This window comes from Streptomyces sp. NBC_00513, from assembly GCF_041431415.1.
GTDB lineage: Bacteria > Actinomycetota > Actinomycetes > Streptomycetales > Streptomycetaceae > Streptomyces.
Genome location: NZ_CP107845.1, coordinates 3,565,581 through 3,582,590 on the forward strand (window position 1 = coordinate 3,565,581; position 17,010 = coordinate 3,582,590).

Below are 17,010 nucleotides of genomic sequence, written 5' to 3' on the forward strand. Positions count from 1 at the left end.
TCGCGGATCCGGGAAACCTGACCTCGACGATGTAGCGGCGACCGCCCGTCGCCGACGACGTCATGGCCGGAGTGTCTCGTTGGTCCAACACCTGCCACACCCGCGCCTGAAGCTCTTGCTCGAACAGCCCGAAGTCTGCTTCCCCTCCGTTCACCTCTATGGAAGCGACTGCACGCTGATCCCACCGCGACGCGCCTGCGGCACCCTCCACGTTCCACCCCATTTCTTGGTTGTTCCCCGGCCCGCCGGGGTCAGTACGGCGGAGGCGGCGGGAATCAGTGCAGCGGCAGCAGGAAGGTGATGTCGTCGCGGTCGTCACCGGGTGCGACGCGGATGGCGTCGGGGACGCGGCCGACCTCCTTGTAGCCGCAGGCCGCGTAGAAGCGCTCCAGACCGAGGCCGCCGCGGGCGCCGAGGCGGATGGCCTCGATGCCGTCGAGGGCGCGCGCGGAGTCGGCGAGGGCCGCCATCAGCTCCCGGCCGGCGCCCCGCCCCTGGAGGGCGGGGGCGACCATCACGGTGTACGCCCAGACCCAGTGCCGCTGGAGGCGGTGGGCGTTGAAGGCGAGGAACACGGTGGCGGCGACGCGGCCGTCCTCGTCGCGTCCGACGAGGAGGCGCATCCGGCCCTCGGCGAGGGGCGCGAGGTGCTTGACCAGTTCGGGCCGCACGACGTCGGCGGTCACGGGCGGCACGAACCCCACCGCGCCGCCGGCGTTGGTGACGTCGGTCCAGAGCTCGATGATCCCGTCGCGCAGGGCCGTGTCGATCACGGGATCGAAGGTGAAGGTAAGGGCCATAGTGGAAGCTTAACCATTACACGCGCTGTCGGGCAAAGAGGTTGACGGCCGCACACGCGTCAGACCCCGATCCCTTGCGGGACCGGGGCCTGACGGCGGGCCGACGAAGCGGCTCGGAATGCGGAGTGCGGCGCGGGATGCGGAGTACGGCGCGTCAGACGCGCATGGCCTGCGGCGTCTCGCGCAGGCCCGCCTCCGGGCCCGGGTACTCGCGGATGATCTCGTAGCGCGTGTTCCGCTCGACCGGGCGGAAGCCGGCCTCGCGGATGAGCTCCAGGAGGTCGTCGCGACCCAGCTTGTTCGGGGTGCCGTAGTTGTCGGCGTCGTGCGTGATCTTGTACTCGACGACCGAGCCGTCCATGTCGTCCGCGCCGTGCTGGAGCGCGAGCTGTGCGGTCTGCACGCCGTGCATCACCCAGAACACCTTGACGTGCGGCACGTTGTCGAAGAGCAGTCGGGACACGGCGAAGGTCTTCAGCGCCTCGGCGCCCGTCGCCATCGTCGTCCGCGCCTGGAGCTTGTTGCGGACCTTGCCGTCCTTCATGTCCACGAAGTCGTGCTGGTAGCGCAGCGGGATGAAGACCTGGAAACCGCCGGTCTCGTCCTGGAGCTCGCGCAGTCGCAGCACGTGGTCCACCCGGTGGCGCGGCTCCTCGATGTGCCCGTAGAGCATCGTCGCGGGGGTCTTCAGCCCCTTGGAGTGCGCCAGTCGGTGGATGCGCGACCAGTCTTCCCAGTGGGTGCGGTGGTCGACGATGTGCTGCCGCACCTCCCAGTCGAAGATCTCGGCGCCGCCGCCGGTCAGCGACTCCAGGCCCGCCTCGATCAGCTCGTCCAGGATGTCGGAGGCCGACATTCCGGAGATCGTCTCGAAGTGGTGGATCTCGGTGGCCGTGAACGCCTTCAGCGAGACGCTCGGCAGCGCCTCCTTGAGCGCGGAGAGCGAGCGCGGGTAGTAGCGCCACGGCAGGGTCGGGTGCAGGCCGTTGACGATGTGCAGCTCGGTGAGGTTGTCGTTCTCCATGGCCTTCGCCAGGCGGACGGCCTCCTCGATGCGCATCGTGTACGCGTCCTTCTCGCCCGGCTTGCGCTGGAACGAGCAGTAGGCGCAGGACGCGGTGCACACGTTCGTCATGTTGAGGTGACGGTTGACGTTGAAGTGGACGACGTCGCCGTTCTTGCGCGTGCGCACCTCGTGGGCGAGGCCGCCGAGCCAGGCCAGGTCGTCCGACTCGTAGAGGGCGATGCCGTCCTCACGCGTCAGCCGCTCGCCGGAGCGGACCTTCTCCTCCAGCTCGCGCTTGAGCCCAGCGTCCATCCCGGTCGTCTCCTCTACGTGTCCTGCACTGCACTACATGTCCCGCACTGCCTGCAACCGCCGCGACCCACCGTACTCTCAGGCCTCCTCGGGCAGCTCCCCGACCCGGTTCTCCCACTTCGTGGAGAGCACGATCGTGGTGCGGGTGCGGGAGACGCCCTTGGTGCCGGACAGCCTCCGGATGATCTTCTCCAGGCCGTCCACGTCGCTGGCGCGCGCCTTCAACATGAAGGAGTCGTCGCCCGCGATGAACCAGCAGTCCTCGATCTCCGGCAGGTCCTTGAGCCGGCGCGCCACGTCCTCGTGGTCGGCGGCGTCGGAGAGGGAGATGCCGATCAGCGCCGTGACGCCGAGACCGAGCGAGGCCGAGTCCACGGTCGCGCGGTAGCCCGTGATCACGCCCGCGGTCTCCAGGCGGTTGATCCGGTCGGTGACGCTGGGGCCGGAGAGACCCACGAGACGGCCCAGCTCCGCGTACGAGGCACGCCCGTTCTCCCGGAGTGCCTGGATGAGCTGCCTGTCCACCGTGTCCATTTGTATGGAGCCTTCCATTATTCGGCGATCCTGCAAGTCTAGGTATAGAATCTAAGGCACACAGGGTCAACACCCTGTGAATCTTTTCAACAGATCAATGACGATCTTCAGGAGTGGTTTTCACCGTGTACACGATCGAGATGGCCTACGCGCACATGCGACAGCTCCAGGAGCTGGCCAACCGATCCCGCACCGACCAGCCGTCCGCCGCACACCGCGTGGACAAGACCCGCAAGCCGCGCAGCGCCAAGAAGCGCTAGTCACCGCCGCCTGCCCCCTGGGGAGCGCGGGAGCCTCCCAGCTCCCCCTCCCAACGGCGATACAGCCGGTGCGGCACCCCTGCCGCGTCCAGCACTCGCCCCGCGACGAAGTCCACCAGATCCTGGATGTGCGTCGCACCCGCGTAGAAGGCCGGAGAGGCGGGCAGCACGATCGCGCCCGCCTCGTCCAGCGCCACCAACTGCTTCAACGTCTGTCCGCTCAGCGGGGTCTCGCGCACCGCGACCACCAGTCGGCGCCGCTCCTTGAGCGTCACGCTCGCGACCCGCTGGAGCAGGTCCTTCGACAGCCCCAGCGCGACCCCCGCCACGCAGGCCGTCGACGCCGGCACGATCAGCATCCCCTTGACGGGGTACGAGCCCGAGCTCGGTCCGGCCGCCAGGTCCCCCGCCGCCCAGTGGCGTACGCCGTCCAGGTCGATCCCCGCGAAGGTGCCCGGCTTGCCGTCCGCCCCGCGCTCCAGCCACTCGGCCAGATCGGCCCGCCAGTGCGCGTCGCGGAAGGCGATCCCGGTCTCGTCCAACAGGGTGAGCCGGGAGGCCCGGCTCACCACCAGGTCCACGCCCTCGCCCGCCGCGAGGAGTCCCCGGATCACCGCCGCCGCGTACGGCGTCCCGGACGCACCGGAAACCCCGACCACCCACGGGGTGCGCTTGCCCTCAGTCATACCTCCGAGACTATCCGGCCACGGCACGCGGGCACTCGATAAGGTGTCCGCACGTCCCAGGGGGTGGGATGCGCGGACGAGGGGGCAGCGGTGAGCACGAGCGTGGACGAGACATGGACCCGGACCGACCGGGCCAAGGCCGCCGCCCAGTTGATGCTGGGATGGGTGGCGCTGCTCTGGCTGATAGAGGCGGTCGACTTCGCCACCGGTCACGCGCTCGACGCGTACGGGATCGAGGCACGCGAGCCGGGGAGCCTGCTGCGGGTCCCCCTGGCGGCGTTCCTGCACTTCGGCTTCGATCACGTGGCGGCCAACAGCGTTCCGCTGCTGGTGTTCGGCTTCGTCGCCGCCCTCGGCGGCATCCGTCGCTTTCTGGCCGTCTGCGCCCTGATCATCGCGGCCGACGGCCTCGGCACCTGGCTGATCTCACCGCCGAACACCCTCACCGCCGGCGCCTCCGGCGTGGTCTTCGGGCTCTTCGGCTACGTCGTCGTCCGCGGCTTCGTCGAACGCAGGGTCCTCGGCATCGCGGTGGGACTGGCGATCGGCCTCTACTGGGGTGCCACCGCCCTGTCCGGCATCCTGCCCATGACCCCCGGGGTCAGCTGGCAGGGACACCTCTGCGGCCTCGTGGCGGGCGTGGTCACGGCCCTGTTCCTCCGCCGCCCCGACCGCCACGCGGCGCTCCCCCAGGCGGTCTAGAGCGTCAGGCCCCGCACCACGAGGTCCAGCAGCGCGCAGACGAACAGCGCGATGCCGATGAAGCCGTTCACCGTGAAGAAGGCCCGGTTCAGGCGGGACAGGTCGTGCGGCTTCACGATGGTGTGCTCGTAGACGAAGGCCGCGACGACGATCAGCAGCCCGAACCAGAAGATCGGGCCCGCGTCCGTCGCCACCGCGTACCAGGCCAGCAGGCCGGTGGTCACCACGTGCGCCCCGCGCGCGCCCCACAGGGCCGCCGGGATGCCGAAGCGGGCCGGGACCGAGCGGACGCCCTCCGCACGGTCGGCCGCCACGTCCTGGCAGCCGAAGATCAGGTCGAAGCCGCCGATCCACACGCCGACCGCGAGGCCGAGGATCACCGCGTCCCAGGACCACTCGCCGGTGATCGCCAGCCAGGCGCCGATCGGCCCGATCGCCTGGGCCAGGCCCAGGATGGCGTGCGGGAAGTCCGTGAAGCGCTTCCCGTACGGGTAGACCACCATCGGGACCACCGCGAGCGGTGCCAGCATCAGGCACAGCGGGTTCAGCAGCGCCGCCGAGCCGAGGAACACGACCAGCGCGACGCCGGCCCCCGTCCAGGCGGTCCGCACCGACACGGCGCCGGTGACGAGCTCACGCCCGGCGGTGCGCGGGTTGCGGGCGTCGATCTCCCGGTCGATGATCCGGTTGGCGGCCATCGCGAAGGTCCGCAGCCCCACCATGCAGACGGTGACGAGCACCAGCTTGCCCCAGTGCACGGTCCCGTCGAGCTCGAACATCGCGGTCAGGGCGGCGATGTAGGCGAAGGGCAGCGCGAAGACCGAGTGCTCGATCATCACGAGGCGCAGGAAGGCCTTCGCCTTGTTGCCGGTCTGCGGCGCCGGGCCGGGGCCGACGACGCCTTCGGCTGCCGAGGTCATACGAGACTCCTCCGGAACGCTTCGATGTCGGCCAGCAGTCGTGCGCCGGGCAGCGGCCCGGTCTCCAGGGTCTGCGCCGGCCCGTCGTGGCCCTCGGGCGGGGTGACGTGGGCGGTGAAGGCCCAGTCGTCGCCCGTCGGGCGGCCCTCCAGGCGCAGCACGTCGCCCGCTTCGACGGTGAACGGCGCGGCCCCGGCGAGGCCGGCGAGGAGCCGCTCCGCGAAGTCCTCGGCCTCGATGTCGCGCAGGCCCGGCAGTTCGAAGCCGTCGCCCTCGCCGTCCTCGACGTCGGTGAGCAGCGCCCAGACGTTCCCGGGGCCGGCGAACTCCTCCGGCGAGACGCCGGCCTGCTCGGCCGCCGCCCGGACTGCCTCGTCCGCCGCGTCGAGTTCCGGGCGCACGAGCGCCACGTAGGTGGTGTCGTTCCCGATGAAGAGCTCGGGGCCGCCCACCGCGATCGGGCTCACAGTCCGTACTCCTTCCAGCGGCTGTCCACGAGAGCCGCCGTCGCCGGGTCGGACTCCACCATGTCGGGCCAGCCGCCGTCCCGGGTGTAGCCCTCCTCGGGCAGCTTCCGCGTCGCGTCGATCCCCGCCTTGCCGCCCCAGAACTGCTGGTAGGAGGCGTGGTCGAGGTGGTCGACGGGTCCTTCGACGACGGTCAGGTCGCGGGAGTAGTCGGTGTTGCCCAGGGCCCGCCAGGAGACCTCGTGGAGATCGTGGACGTCGCAGTCCTTGTCCACCACGATGATCAGCTTGGTCAGCGACATCATGTGGGCGCCCCAGATGGCGTGCATGACCTTCTGCGCGTGCTTGGGGTACTTCTTGTCGATCGAGACGATCGCGCAGTTGTGGAAGCCGCCCGACTCGGGGAGGTGGTAGTCCACGATGTCCGGCACGATGATCTTGAGCAGGGGCAGGAAGAAGCGTTCGGTGGCACGACCGAGCGGACCGTCCTCGGTCGGCGGACGGCCGACGACGATCGACTGGAGCAGCGGACGCTTGCGCATCGTCACGCAGTCGATCGTCAGCGCGGGGAACGGTTCCTGCGGCGTGTAGAAACCGGTGTGGTCGCCGAAGGGGCCCTCGGGCAGCATCTCGCCCGGCTCCAACCAGCCCTCGATGACGACCTCGGCGTTCGCCGGCACCTGGAGGGGGACCGTCTTGCAGTCGACCATCTCGATGCGCTTGCCCGCCACGAAGCCGGCGAAGAGGTACTCGTCGATGTCGCCGGGCAGCGGCGCGGTGGACGCGTACGTCACGGCCGGCGGGCACCCGAAGGCGATGGCGACGGGCAGCCGCTCGCCCCGGGCCGCGGCGACCGCGTAGTGGTTGCGGCTGTCCTTGTGGATCTGCCAGTGCATGCCGATGGTGCGCTTGTCGTGGCGCTGGAGGCGGTACAGGCCGAGGTTGCGCACGCCCGTCTCCGGGTGCTTGGTGTGCGTCAGACCGAGGTTGAAGAAGGACCCGCCGTCCTTGGGCCAGGTGAAGAGGGCCGGCAGCAGGTCCAGGTCCACGTCGTCGCCGGTGAGCACGACCTCCTGGACGGGCGCGTCGCCCTTCACCTTCCGCGGCGGCACGTGCACCATCGAGCCGAGCTTGCCGAAGGCCTCGCGAACGCCGATGAACCCCTGGGGCAGCTCGGGCTTGAGCAGTCCGCCGATCTTCTCGCTGATCTCCGCGTACGACTTCAGGCCGAGGGCCTTCAGGAGCCGGCGGTCGGTACCGAAGACGTTCATGGCCAGCGGCATCGCCGAGCCCTTGACGTTCTCGAAGAGCAGCGCGGGCCCGCCCGCTTTGTTCACTCTGTCGACGATCTCCCCGATCTCCAGATACGGGTCGACTTCGGCCTTGATGCGCTTGAGGTCGCCCTCCCGCTCCAGAGCCCGGAGCAGCGAGCGGAGATCGTCGTAAGCCATGGGGCCCAGTATCCGTCACCCTCTACCCTGGGAGCGTCACCGGGGCCCGACGCGGCCCCGCCGCCACTGCCTGGGAGTCGGTCCCGCACCGTGCTGCGCTATCTGCCGTTCCTGCTTCTCATCGCGCTGACCGTCTATGCCTTCATCGACTGTCTGAACACGCCGGAGGAGGAGGTCAAGCACCTGCAGAAGGTGGTCTGGGTCCTCATCATCCTGCTGTTCCCGATCGTCGGGGCGATCGTCTGGCTGTACTCGGGCAAGAAGCGGCAGGCGTCCGCCGGCCGGGCCCGCCGCACGCAGTGGGTCGCGCCCGACGACAACCCGGAGTTCCTGAACTCGCTGCGCGAGGAGCAGGACCGCACCAGGGGGCGGGACGAGGAGAAGGACGCCGAGAAGGACGCGGACCGCGAGAAGGACACGGACCGGGACCGGGACCGCGACAAGGACTAGGGCGCGGGCGCGGGCCGCACACGGACCCGGGGCTAGCCGGTCGGCAGGTCGAGCCCGGCGTAGACCTGGTCGAGGACCGTGGGCAGCAGGGCGATGGCCGTGGCCCGCCCGTCGGGTGCCACGGTCAGGTTCGTCCAGATCACGAGCGTGACGTCGTTGTCCGGGTCGTGCCCGATGAAGGAGTTGAACCCCGGGAGTTCACCGCCGTGGTAGTACATGGCGGCGTTCGGGGCGAACCGCTGGTGCGCGATGCCGTAGCCGTACTCCTGCCCGTGCGCGTCCGGGCCCTCGGACCGCGGGCTGCCCAGCCACTGCTTCTGAGTCGCGGCGTTCAGGACCTTGCCCGACACCAGTGCCCGGATCCAGTTGGCCAGGTCCCGCGCCGTGGACACGACCCCACCGGCGGCGGTGGCGTACGAGGGGTTCTGGAACGTGTAGTCGATCGGCCGGAGCCTGCCCGTCGTCGCCGCCTCGCGCATCTCGGCGGGGTAGGGCTTGTCGACCAGCGCGTAGGACGATCCGCCGTACATGTAGCCGTGCGCGAAGGGGTCGGGCAGCGACCGGTCGTGGATGTCCGGCAGCTTGGTGCCCTCCAGTGCGAGCGGGGCGAACAGCCGGTCCCGGAGCTGCTCGGCCAGGGGCCGACCGCCGGCCTTCTCGGCGACCAGTCCGAGCAGGGCGTAGTTGGTGTTGGAGTACTCGAAGGACGCGTCGGGCGCGAAGTTCGGCGGATGCCTGAAGGCGATGTCCAGGACCTCCCGGGGGGTCCACGCCTTCCCCGGGTCGGCGTCGAGGGTCGCCGCGAGCGCGGGAGCGTCGGTGTAGTTGTAGAGCCCGCTGCGCATCCTCAGCAGGTCGGCGAGGGTGATGTGCGCGCCGTTCGGCACGCCCGGGACGTAGTCGGACACCGGGTCGGTGAGCCGGAGCGCGCCGTCCTGGGCCAGCAGCATGATCAGTGCGGACGTCATCGTCTTGGTGTTGGAGGCGATGCGGAAGTGGTCGCGCGTGTCCGGCGGGGTGTTCTCGCCGAGTTCGCTCGTGCCGACGATCGCCCGGAAGGTTCCCTGGGGGGTCCGCAACAGGACGACCGCGCCGGGCACCGAGAGCTTCTTCGCGGCGCGGGCCACGGCGGCCTGGAAGGCGGCCGGGTCGATCGGCTTGAGGGCGGATGCCGCGGGGGTCGGGGGGTTCGTCGCCGCGGCGGGCGGGGGCGGGGGGTTGGTCGCCGCCGTGGCGGTCGATCCGGCGGGGACGGCGCCGCCCGCGATCACGAGGGCCACGCAGGGTGCGAGCCAGGCCGCTCGGGAACTCCTCATGCGATCACCACAGCCGTTGCGTTCGCCGCCCCCCTTCTGACCCTTCTGGCATGAAATCACCCAATTTTATCAGCGCGGGCGGCCCCCGGCGCGGCCCCTCGGCCCGCCGTGCCCCGTCCCACCGCGTCGAGCGCCGCGCTCGCGAAGGCCCGTACCGCGCCCGAGTTGTCGGCCGCGCGCCAGACCAGGCCGTAACCGGCGGGCTCGGCGTCCGAGACAGCACCGGCCCCTCCCCCGGGTCCGATTCGCGCACCGGGAACTCGGCGAAGGCGACGTCGAAGTCACCGCTGCGCAACTGCCCGTACGGGTCCGAGAGCGGCGCGCCGATGCGGCGCTCCAGGCGCTGGAGCATGCTGTTGGGCGGTCGCGCCGCCGACCTGTTCGGGCGGCGGCGGATGTTCGTCGGCGGCCGGGGCCCCCGAGTCGGGTCCGGCGCCCAAGCCGGTGGGGGCCTGAGCGCCCGACGGCGGCACCCGGGCCCCGCCCTGCCAGGTCACACGGCCCAGGGCAGGGTCCGGGTGCCTTCCGTGCCGGTGACGGAGACGATGCCGTCGGCGCGCATGGCGACGTGGGCCTCGAACCGTTCGGGGGAGCTGATGCGGCGGGACACGTCGGGCGGCAGGACCAGGGTCCGGCCCGCGGCGACCGTCTCGGTGCGGCCCCCGGAGGTGACCTCCAGGGTGCCCGAGGTGACCGTCCAGACCTGCTCGCGGGTGACGGAGTGCTCGGGGCCGGCGCTCCCGGCGGGCATGTCGACGTACCAGGTGCTCAGTTCGGCGCTGCCCCGGCTGGGGGCGGCGTGGCCGGTCATCGTGGCGTTCGGGGTGACGGTGACGTGGTCGGGGGAAGGGTGGATCACGCGCATGACGGAGTCCTCTCCAAGATGAGTAAAGCTGCTTTACTCGCTGATCCGAGTAAAGCAGGTTGACTCACCCGTGTCACCATGAATCCCGTGACCAGAACCGAAGCCGGCAACGGCGACCCCGGACACCGCGGCCACGGGAGCGAAGATCCCGGCATCGAGCTGACCCTCCTCGTCGGGATGGGGTTCCAGCTCCTGCTGGCCGAGTTCACCCGCCGCCTCACCGCCGTCGGCGAAGGCGACCTGCGCCCCCTGCACGGCATGGCCTTCCAGGTCCTCAAGGGGCCCGGCGCCACCGCCACCGAGCTCGCCGAGCGACTCGGGGTGACCAAGCAGGCCGCCGGGCAGATGGTCGACGACCTGGAGCGACGCGGGTACGTACGGCGCGAGCCCCACCCCGGGGGCGGCCGCCGCAAGCTGGTCGTCCTGACCCGTGCGGCCTACGACCACCTGAACGTCGCGGGCGCGATCATGCACGAGCTGGAGGCCGAACTCGGCGGCGCCGCCGACCTCCCGGCGCTGCGGCACGAACTCACCCGGGTCGTCCGCGCCCTGCACGGGGACGGCCCGCTCCCGGCCCTGCGGCCGGTGTGGTGAACCCCGCCGCCCCCCTGACCGACGGTGTCGGGGAAAGGACGTCGGGGAAACGGCGTCGGGGAAAGCGAAAGGCCCGCCGGTGCCGCGGCTCGGATGAGCCGTGACACCGACGGGCCTGTGCCCGTGCGGTCGAACGCCCGCGTCAGACGCCCGCGTACGAGTGCTTTCCGCTGAGCAGGATGTTCACGCCGTAGTAGTTCCAGATCCAGCAGGCGAAGGCGAAGAGCGCCAGGTACGCGGCCTTGCGGCCCTTCCAGCCGGCGGTGGCCCGGGCGTGCAGGTAGCAGGCGTACGCCACCCACGTCACGAAGGACCAGACCTCCTTGGGGTCCCAGCCCCAGTAGCGGCCCCAGGCGTCGCCGGCCCAGATCGCGCCCGCCACGATGGTGAAGGTCCACAGCGGGAAGACGGCCGCGTTGATCCGGTACGAGAACTTGTCGAGCGAGGCCGCCGAAGGCAGCCGCTCCATGACCGAGGAACGGAAGCGGCCCGGGGTGCGACCGGCTTCGAGGTGGGCCTCGTAGGAGTCGCGGAACAGGTACAGCACCGCGCCGGCCGCGCCGATGTAGAACACCGCACCGCAGAAGATGGCGGTCGAGACGTGGATCCACAGCCAGTACGAGTGGAGGGCCGGCACCAGCTGATCGCTGTCGGTGTACAGCCACGTGGTGGCGATGCCCAGGTCGAGCAGCACGGTGGTGATGAGGATCAGACCGAGCCAGCGCACGTTCTTCTTCAGCAGGAGCAGCACCAGGTACGCGCCGACGGCCACCGTGGAGAAGGTCACCGAGAACTCGTACATGTTGCCCCAGGGGGCCCGCTGCACCGACATGGCGCGGGCCACGACACCGGCCGCCTCGATGAGGAAGCCGAGCACGGTCAGCGAGACCGCGACCCGCCCGTACAGGTCTCCCCGCTCGGTGCCGCCGGCCGCGCCCGGACCGTCCGGCACGTCCCGCGAGCCGGAGGCGGACCGGGTGACGACCTTCGGCCGGTCCAGGACGGCGGTGCCGCCCTGGGACCGCACCTGCACGGCGGGGGCCTGGGCGCTCTTGGCGGTGGTCAGCGCGGCGGCCGTGCGGGCGACCTTGCTGCGGCTGCCGAACGTCCACTCGGTGATGTGCGCGAGGAAGGCGAGCGTGTAGACCGCCATCGACGAATAGACCAGGTAGTTGCTGAGCTCAGCCAGACTCTCGTTGGCTGCGGCTGCGAGCGGCGTCATCATCCGCGCTCCCCTTCGACAGGTTCCGTGACAGGTTGGTCGGGCGCGGTGGGCGCCTGCTGGTGGAGCGCGGCGGAGAGCACCGCGAGCTCCTCCGGGAGCTTGGCGGACTCGCTGCGGCCGAGGCCCGCCATCTCGACGACGGTGACGCCGTCCTTGCCGGTGACCGCCCGGACCCAGATCCGGCGGCGCTGGATGAACAGCGAGGCGGCCAGGCCGCCGATCGCGACGACGGCGCCCGCGAGGGCCAGGCCGTTGGCCGGCTGCTGGGTGACCGAGAAGGTGGCCCAGCGCTCGACGCTCTCGAACTTCACGGTGCCCGCGCCGTTCGGCAGGGTCATCGTCTCGCCGGGCAGCAGCTTCTGCTTGAACAGCTCGCCCTTGTCGTCCTCGAACTGCTTCATCTTCGAGGTGTTCAGCTGGTACACGTTCTGCGGCAGACCCGAGTCCACGCCGAGGCTGCCGTGGTAGGCGCTGAGCGCGAGGACGGGGAAGTCCAGGGCCGGGAACTGCGAGAGCATCGTGCCCTTGCCCTCACCCGCGAAGGTGGGCACGAACATGGCGTTGAAGCCGAGCTGCTCCGCCTTGCCGTCCTTGTTCCTGTAGCCGTCGGTGACCTTGACGGCGCCCGACGAGCTGAGGTTCGCGTCGAAGGGCAGCATCGGCACGGCGTCCTTGTAGATCACCTTGCCGTTGGGGTCGGTCACCGAGATGACCGGCGCGTAGCCGTGACCGAGGAGGAAGATCTTCGAGCCGTCGACCTCCAGCGGCTTGTTGACCTCGATCTCGGACTTGACCGGCTTGCCGCCCGCGCCCTCGCTGAAGGTCACGTACGCCTTGAAGTCGCGCGGGGTGCCCTTCTGCGGCCCGGTCTTCTCGTACGTCGCGTCGAACTTGTCCAGGGTGAACGAGAACGGCGGCAGGTTGTCCGAGGAGAAGAGGCTGCCGGACTTGAAGTCGTCGTACTGGGTGAGCGTGTTCGAGAAGCCCTTGCCGCGCAGGACGAGCTTGCCGCCCTCGGACTTGTAGAGCTGTCCGACCGCGAAGGCCACCAGCATGAAGATCAGGGCGATGTGGAAGGCCAGGTTGCCGGCCTCGCGCAGGTAGCCCTTCTCGGCGGCCACCGAGTCCCGGGCCGCCTCGGTGCGGAAGCGACGGCCACCGAGCACGTCCTTCGCGTACGAGAGCACCTCGTCCGGGGACTTCTCCGTGCGCCACGTCGCGTACGCGGGGAGCCGGTCGAGCCGCCGGGGGGCGCCCGGCGGGCGGCCGGTGAGCTGGCCGACGAACTGCCAGGTGCGCGGGATGATGCAGCCGATCAGCGACACGAACAGCAGGATGTAGATCGCGGAGAACCACACCGAGCTGTAGACGTCGAAGAGCTGGAGCTTCTCGGCGACGGGCACCCAGAAGTCGTGGGTCCGCTTCCACTCCGCGACCTTCATCGCGTCGACCTGGGTCTGCGGGATCAGGGAGCCCGGGATGGAACCCAGGGACAGCAGGAAGAGCAGGATCAGCGCCACCCGCATGGAGGTGAGCTGCCGCCAGAACCAGCGGGCCCAGCCGATCACGCCGATGCCGACGGGGGCGGTGGGACCGTCCTCCAGGGGGGCTGTGGACAGTTGGGCGCCCGCGGCGGCGTCGGCGTTGGCCTCGGCCTGCTCGGTGGACTCGTGCGGCGTCTCGGTGGACGCCTTGTCGGTCGTACTCATGTCCGTGTAGTCCTCAGATCCCCACCGTGAAGCCGTCGGTCCAGGCCTGCATGTCGCTGATGAGCGTGCCCCACCATCCTGTGACGAGCAGCAGGCCGGTGAGGATCAGCATGCCGCCGCCGATCCGCATCACCCATGCATAGTGCTTCTTCACCCAGCCGAACGCACCGAGCGCCTTGCGGAAGGCGATGGCGGTGACGATGAAGGGCAGCCCCAGCCCCAGGCAGAACACGACGGTCAGCAGCGCGCCGCGGCCCGCCGTCGCCTGGTCGATGGAGAGCGTGTTGACCGCCGCGAGCGTCGGCCCCATGCAGGGGGTCCAGCCGACCCCGAAGAGCACGCCCAGCAGGGGCGCGCCGACCAGCCCGGCGGCCGGCTTCCTGTGGAAGCGGAACTCGCGCATCGTCAGCCCGGGGATCCAGCCCATGAAGAAGAAGCCGAGGAGTATCACCAGCGCGCCCAGCGCCCTGGAGATGGGTTCCTTGTTGTCCGCGAGGGTCGCCCCGAAGTAGCCGAAGAGCGCGCCCGTGGAGACGAAGACGGCCGTGAAGCCGAGGACGAACAGACCCGCTCCGGCCAGCATCCGCCCGCGTCGGGCCTCGGCGAGGTCCGCTCCACCGACGCCGGTCACGTAGGACAGGTAGCCGGGGACCAGCGGCAGCACGCAGGGCGAGAAGAAGGACACGAGTCCCGCGAACAGCGAGAGCGGCAGGGCCAACAGCAGGGCGCCGTTGAGGACGGTGGTGTTCACGCCGGTCGCCTCGGCGGCGAGGACGAGGTGGGGGAGCTCGGAGACCACGAGGTCACTTCTCCGCGAGGAGCGGGTCGATCATCGAGCGCAGCTGCTCCTCGTTGACCGCGACCAGGGTGCGGGCGGCGATCCGGCCCTCCTTGTCGAGGACGATCGTGGAGGGGATCGACTGCGGGTTGAGCGTGCCCTTGGGGAAGCGGAGCATCAGCTTGCCGTCCGGGTCGTAGAGGCTCGGGTAGGTGATCCCGTAGGTCTCCTCGAAGGACGCGGCGTTCTGCTTGCTGTTGTCGCGGGTGTTCAGTCCGACGAAGGCGACGTCCTTGCCGCCGTCGGCCATGGCCTTGGACACCTTCGCGAAGTACGGGGCCTCGGCCCGGCAGGGCGGACACCACGAGCCCCACACGTTGAGGACGACGACCTTGCCCTTGAGGGAGGTGACGTCGAGGTTCTTGCCGTCCACGGTCTCGCCGTCCAGCTTGGGGGCCTCGGCGCGGTCCCCCTTGGCGACGGTGGAGATGCCGCTGGGGCCCGTCACGTAGTTGCCGCCGGCGGAACCGGAGGGTTTGCCGCCGCTGCCCGAATCGCTGCACGCCGAAAGGGTGAGGGCGCTCGCGAGGGTCACCGCGGTCAACAGGATGGCGCGGCCGCTGGTCGAGCGGCGGCGACGGGGGGCGCGGCTAAGGCTCATGTGAAAAGTTTCGCATGGGCGATTTGCGGATCTTCCACGCCCCCCGACGGTGAACCGAGACGCCGGTCAGGCGCCGGTGAGATACGTGCGCCAGCCACCGGCCGGTGACCGGCCGGGGGCGAGGCCCCGCAGCCGGGCCAACACCTTGGGGTCCTGGACGTCCAGCCAGTCGATGAACTGCCGGAAGGATACGAGCCTTACGTCCTTTTTGTCCGCCATGCCCTTCAAGGCCTCCTCGACGGCGTCCATGTAGATGCCGCCGTTCCACTCCTCGAAGTGGTTGCCGATGAAGAGGGGCGCGCGGTTGGTCTCGTAGGCCCGCCGGAAGCCGCCGAGGTAGGCGCCGGCGGCCTGGGTGCGCCAGCCCGGGTAGTTGGCGGCGACGCCCTTGGTGGTGTTCTTCGACTGGTTCGCCAGGATGTTGTAGTCCATCGAGAGCACCTCGAAGGAGTGACCGGGAAAGGGCAGGGACTGCAGGGGCAGGTCCCACAGGCCCGACTTCTTCGCCGGCCACTGCTGGAGGCCGCCGGGCGAGGAGGCGTCGTAGCGCCAGCCGCGCTCGCGCGCGGTGGGCAACAGGCCGTCCTGGCCTAGCAGGCAGGGGGTGCGACCGCCGACGAGTTCCTTGCGGTAGTCGAAGGGCAGCGGTTCGAGGTCCGTGAACCCGGTGTTGGTGCGCCAGTTCGTGACGAAGGACACGGCCTGGTCGATCTCGTCGTGCCAGTCCTGCGGCGACCACTTGGCGACGGAACCGGAGCCGCCGCAGAAGTGCCCGTTGAAATGCGTCCCGATCTCGTGGCCGTCGAGCCAGGCCTGGCGCACGTGACCGAGGGTGTTGCGGACGTTCTCGTCCTTGAGGTAGCCGATGTCCGAGGCCCCGACGGGGTTGTTCGGCGGCCGGTACAGGTGCTTCTTGGACTCCGGCAGGAGGTAGAGGCCGGAGAGGAAGAAGGTCATGGCCGCGCCGTGGTCCTTGGCGACCTTGAGGAAGCGGGGGAAGAGACCGTTGCCGACCTCGCCCGCGCCGTCCCAGCTGAAGACCACGAACTGGGGCGGCGTCTCGCCCGGCTGGAGCGGGACGGGGGCGGGGGGCTGGTGGGGCTGGGGCCCGGTGTTCGCGGTGGAGCCGTCCCCGATGCGCGTCACGGCGGGCGGTCCGGGTTTCGCGGAGCCGGTCGCGTCCGGGTGCGCCCCGGAGTCTCTCGAACCGGAGCCGCCACCGCAGCCGCCGACGCCCAGCGCGACGGCGCCGAGCCCGAGGCCGAGGGCGCCGCGTCGGGTGAAGTCCCGTGTCCTGCCCACATCGCTCATGAAATGTCATACAAACGGACAATCAGAGGCGAATGAAGTCCGAGCACGGCGCGCCGTGGTCGACTTGTATGAAAATAGAGAAACCCATGGGCAGGTCATGGGCCGCCACGCCGCTGCCTTACGAAGCGCGCGGCTGCCGGGCGGTCTCCGGGCCGACACGAAAGAGCCCGGACCCCCCGAAGGAAGCCCGGGCCGGGCCCGACGAAAGCATCGGCCCCGAAGGTGTCGACCCCGTACGTCTCAGGCTCCGAAAGCCTTCGACTTCCCCTTCACCGGCTTCGCACCGGCCAGCAGATGCGCCGGCACCAGGTCCCGGGCCGGCTCGCTGTAGCCCACCGACACCAGCTTGTCGCCCTGGTACGTGAACGAGGTCAGCGACGCCAGCGTGCACTGACGGCGCCTCGGGTCGTGCCACAGCCGACGCTTCTCCGCGAAGCTGCGCACGATCCAGATCGGCAGCTGGTGACTGACCGCCACCGCCTCGTGGCCGCGGGCCGCATCGCGCGCGGCCTCGATGGCGCTCATCATCCGCACCACCTGCTCCACGTACGGCTCGCCCCAGGACGGCTTGAACGGGTTCGTCAGGTGCTTCCAGTTCTCCGGCTTGCGCAGCGCACCGTCGCCCACACCGAAGGTCTTGCCCTCGAAGACGTTGCCCGCCTCGATCAGCCGACCGTCGGTCGCCAGGTCCAGACCGTGCACCTTCGCGACGGGCGCGGCCGTCTCCTGCGCCCGCTCCAACGGGGACGCCACGACGTGCGTGATGTCCCGGCCCTGGAGATGCTCCGCGACCCGGTCGGCCATCTGCCGGCCCAGCTCGGAGAGGTGGTAACCGGCGCGGCGGCCGTAGAGCACACCGTCCGGGTTGTGCACCTCGCCGTGGCGCATCAGGTGCACGACGGTGATGTCGGGGGGATTGGCGGGACCGGCGGTCTCGGCGCCCGCGCCCGTGTCGTTGGTTCC

At 70.2% G+C, this 17,010-nt stretch carries 19 protein-coding genes; 4 read left to right on the forward strand and 15 right to left on the reverse strand.

Annotated features, from left to right (window positions below):
- Positions 1-275: 275 nt before the first annotated feature.
- The 3 genes from OHA84_RS16420 to OHA84_RS16430 form a co-directional block, all read right to left on the reverse strand.
- Positions 276-800: a GNAT family N-acetyltransferase gene (locus OHA84_RS16420; RefSeq protein ID WP_266971045.1), complete on the reverse strand. Its 525-nt coding sequence runs from the start codon at positions 798-800 to the stop codon at positions 276-278.
- A gap of 154 nt (positions 801-954) precedes the next feature.
- On the reverse strand, positions 955-2,118 hold the full coding sequence (mqnE, locus tag OHA84_RS16425) for an aminofutalosine synthase MqnE (protein ID WP_053682490.1): 1,164 nt from the start codon (positions 2,116-2,118) through the stop codon (positions 955-957).
- Between the two features lie 78 nt (positions 2,119-2,196).
- Positions 2,197-2,652 (reverse strand): Lrp/AsnC family transcriptional regulator, encoded by a 456-nt coding sequence (locus OHA84_RS16430; protein WP_053682489.1) that lies wholly within the window; start codon positions 2,650-2,652, stop codon positions 2,197-2,199.
- 125 nt (positions 2,653-2,777) lie between these two features.
- Between OHA84_RS16430 and OHA84_RS16435 the strand changes: the two genes are divergently transcribed.
- Positions 2,778-2,912, forward strand: coding sequence for a hypothetical protein (locus tag OHA84_RS16435; protein ID WP_266947896.1), 135 nt, complete (start codon positions 2,778-2,780; stop codon positions 2,910-2,912).
- Here OHA84_RS16435 and OHA84_RS16440 read toward each other — a convergent pair.
- A complete protein-coding gene (locus OHA84_RS16440) occupies positions 2,909-3,598 on the reverse strand; it encodes a UbiX family flavin prenyltransferase (protein ID WP_053682488.1) in 690 nt (229 codons plus the stop codon). The two genes, OHA84_RS16435 and OHA84_RS16440, sit on opposite strands and share 4 nt — an antisense overlap.
- A 90-nt stretch (positions 3,599-3,688) precedes the next feature.
- Here OHA84_RS16440 and OHA84_RS16445 point away from each other — a divergent pair, with 90 nt between their 5' ends.
- Positions 3,689-4,300 carry a rhomboid family intramembrane serine protease gene (locus OHA84_RS16445; protein ID WP_266947899.1) on the forward strand — a complete coding sequence of 204 codons (612 nt, stop codon included), beginning with the start codon at positions 3,689-3,691 and terminating at the stop codon, positions 4,298-4,300.
- Here OHA84_RS16445 and mqnP read toward each other — a convergent pair.
- Genes mqnP through OHA84_RS16460 form a run of 3 tightly spaced genes read right to left on the reverse strand, consistent with a single transcriptional unit; the run spans position 4,297 to position 7,138 of the window.
- Positions 4,297-5,220 carry a menaquinone biosynthesis prenyltransferase MqnP gene (gene mqnP, locus OHA84_RS16450; protein ID WP_266947901.1) on the reverse strand — a complete coding sequence of 308 codons (924 nt, stop codon included), beginning with the start codon at positions 5,218-5,220 and terminating at the stop codon, positions 4,297-4,299. The genes OHA84_RS16445 and mqnP overlap by 4 nt on opposite strands.
- Positions 5,217-5,687: a hypothetical protein gene (locus OHA84_RS16455; protein WP_053682485.1), complete on the reverse strand. Its 471-nt coding sequence runs from the start codon at positions 5,685-5,687 to the stop codon at positions 5,217-5,219. The genes mqnP and OHA84_RS16455 overlap by 4 nt, the downstream gene beginning before the upstream one ends.
- Positions 5,684-7,138: a menaquinone biosynthesis decarboxylase gene (locus tag OHA84_RS16460; protein WP_053682484.1), complete on the reverse strand. Its 1,455-nt coding sequence runs from the start codon at positions 7,136-7,138 to the stop codon at positions 5,684-5,686. The genes OHA84_RS16455 and OHA84_RS16460 overlap by 4 nt, the downstream gene beginning before the upstream one ends.
- A 90-nt stretch (positions 7,139-7,228) precedes the next feature.
- Here OHA84_RS16460 and OHA84_RS16465 point away from each other — a divergent pair, with 90 nt between their 5' ends.
- A complete protein-coding gene (locus tag OHA84_RS16465; protein WP_266971042.1) occupies positions 7,229-7,588 on the forward strand; it encodes a PLD nuclease N-terminal domain-containing protein in 360 nt (119 codons plus the stop codon).
- Between the two features lie 32 nt (positions 7,589-7,620).
- Here OHA84_RS16465 and OHA84_RS16470 read toward each other — a convergent pair whose 3' ends face one another.
- A complete protein-coding gene (locus OHA84_RS16470) occupies positions 7,621-8,904 on the reverse strand; it encodes a serine hydrolase (protein WP_266971040.1) in 1,284 nt (427 codons plus the stop codon).
- A gap of 493 nt (positions 8,905-9,397) precedes the next feature.
- Positions 9,398-9,769 (reverse strand): cupin domain-containing protein, encoded by a 372-nt coding sequence (locus OHA84_RS16475; protein ID WP_053675341.1) that lies wholly within the window; start codon positions 9,767-9,769, stop codon positions 9,398-9,400.
- 177 nt (positions 9,770-9,946) lie between these two features.
- On the opposite strand from OHA84_RS16475, the gene OHA84_RS16480 reads away from it, so the two are divergent.
- The gene (locus OHA84_RS16480) at positions 9,947-10,363 is read left to right on the forward strand and encodes a MarR family winged helix-turn-helix transcriptional regulator (RefSeq protein WP_053675347.1); all 417 of its coding nucleotides are present in this window, start codon (positions 9,947-9,949) and stop codon (positions 10,361-10,363) included.
- Between the two features lie 142 nt (positions 10,364-10,505).
- Here the strand turns inward: OHA84_RS16480 and ccsB are convergent, their stop codons facing one another.
- From ccsB to OHA84_RS16510, 6 genes are all read right to left on the reverse strand, one after another.
- The gene (ccsB, locus tag OHA84_RS16485) at positions 10,506-11,585 is read right to left on the reverse strand and encodes a c-type cytochrome biogenesis protein CcsB (RefSeq protein ID WP_053675339.1); all 1,080 of its coding nucleotides are present in this window, start codon (positions 11,583-11,585) and stop codon (positions 10,506-10,508) included.
- On the reverse strand, positions 11,585-13,297 hold the full coding sequence (locus OHA84_RS16490) for a cytochrome c biogenesis protein ResB (RefSeq protein WP_078998350.1): 1,713 nt from the start codon (positions 13,295-13,297) through the stop codon (positions 11,585-11,587). Before OHA84_RS16490 ends, ccsB begins: the two co-directional genes overlap by 1 nt.
- Before the next feature lie 13 nt (positions 13,298-13,310).
- Positions 13,311-14,096, reverse strand: a complete 786-nt coding sequence (locus tag OHA84_RS16495) for a cytochrome c biogenesis CcdA family protein (RefSeq protein WP_053675337.1) — start codon at positions 14,094-14,096, stop codon at positions 13,311-13,313.
- A gap of 4 nt (positions 14,097-14,100) precedes the next feature.
- Positions 14,101-14,736 carry a TlpA disulfide reductase family protein gene (locus OHA84_RS16500; RefSeq protein WP_053675335.1) on the reverse strand — a complete coding sequence of 212 codons (636 nt, stop codon included), beginning with the start codon at positions 14,734-14,736 and terminating at the stop codon, positions 14,101-14,103.
- A 66-nt stretch (positions 14,737-14,802) separates the two neighbouring features.
- A complete protein-coding gene (locus tag OHA84_RS16505; RefSeq protein WP_053675333.1) occupies positions 14,803-16,047 on the reverse strand; it encodes a hypothetical protein in 1,245 nt (414 codons plus the stop codon).
- Positions 16,048-16,287: 240 nt separating this feature from the next.
- Positions 16,288-16,935, reverse strand: coding sequence for a histidine phosphatase family protein (locus OHA84_RS16510; protein ID WP_107089081.1), 648 nt, complete (start codon positions 16,933-16,935; stop codon positions 16,288-16,290).
- Between the last annotated feature and the right edge of the window lie 75 nt (positions 16,936-17,010).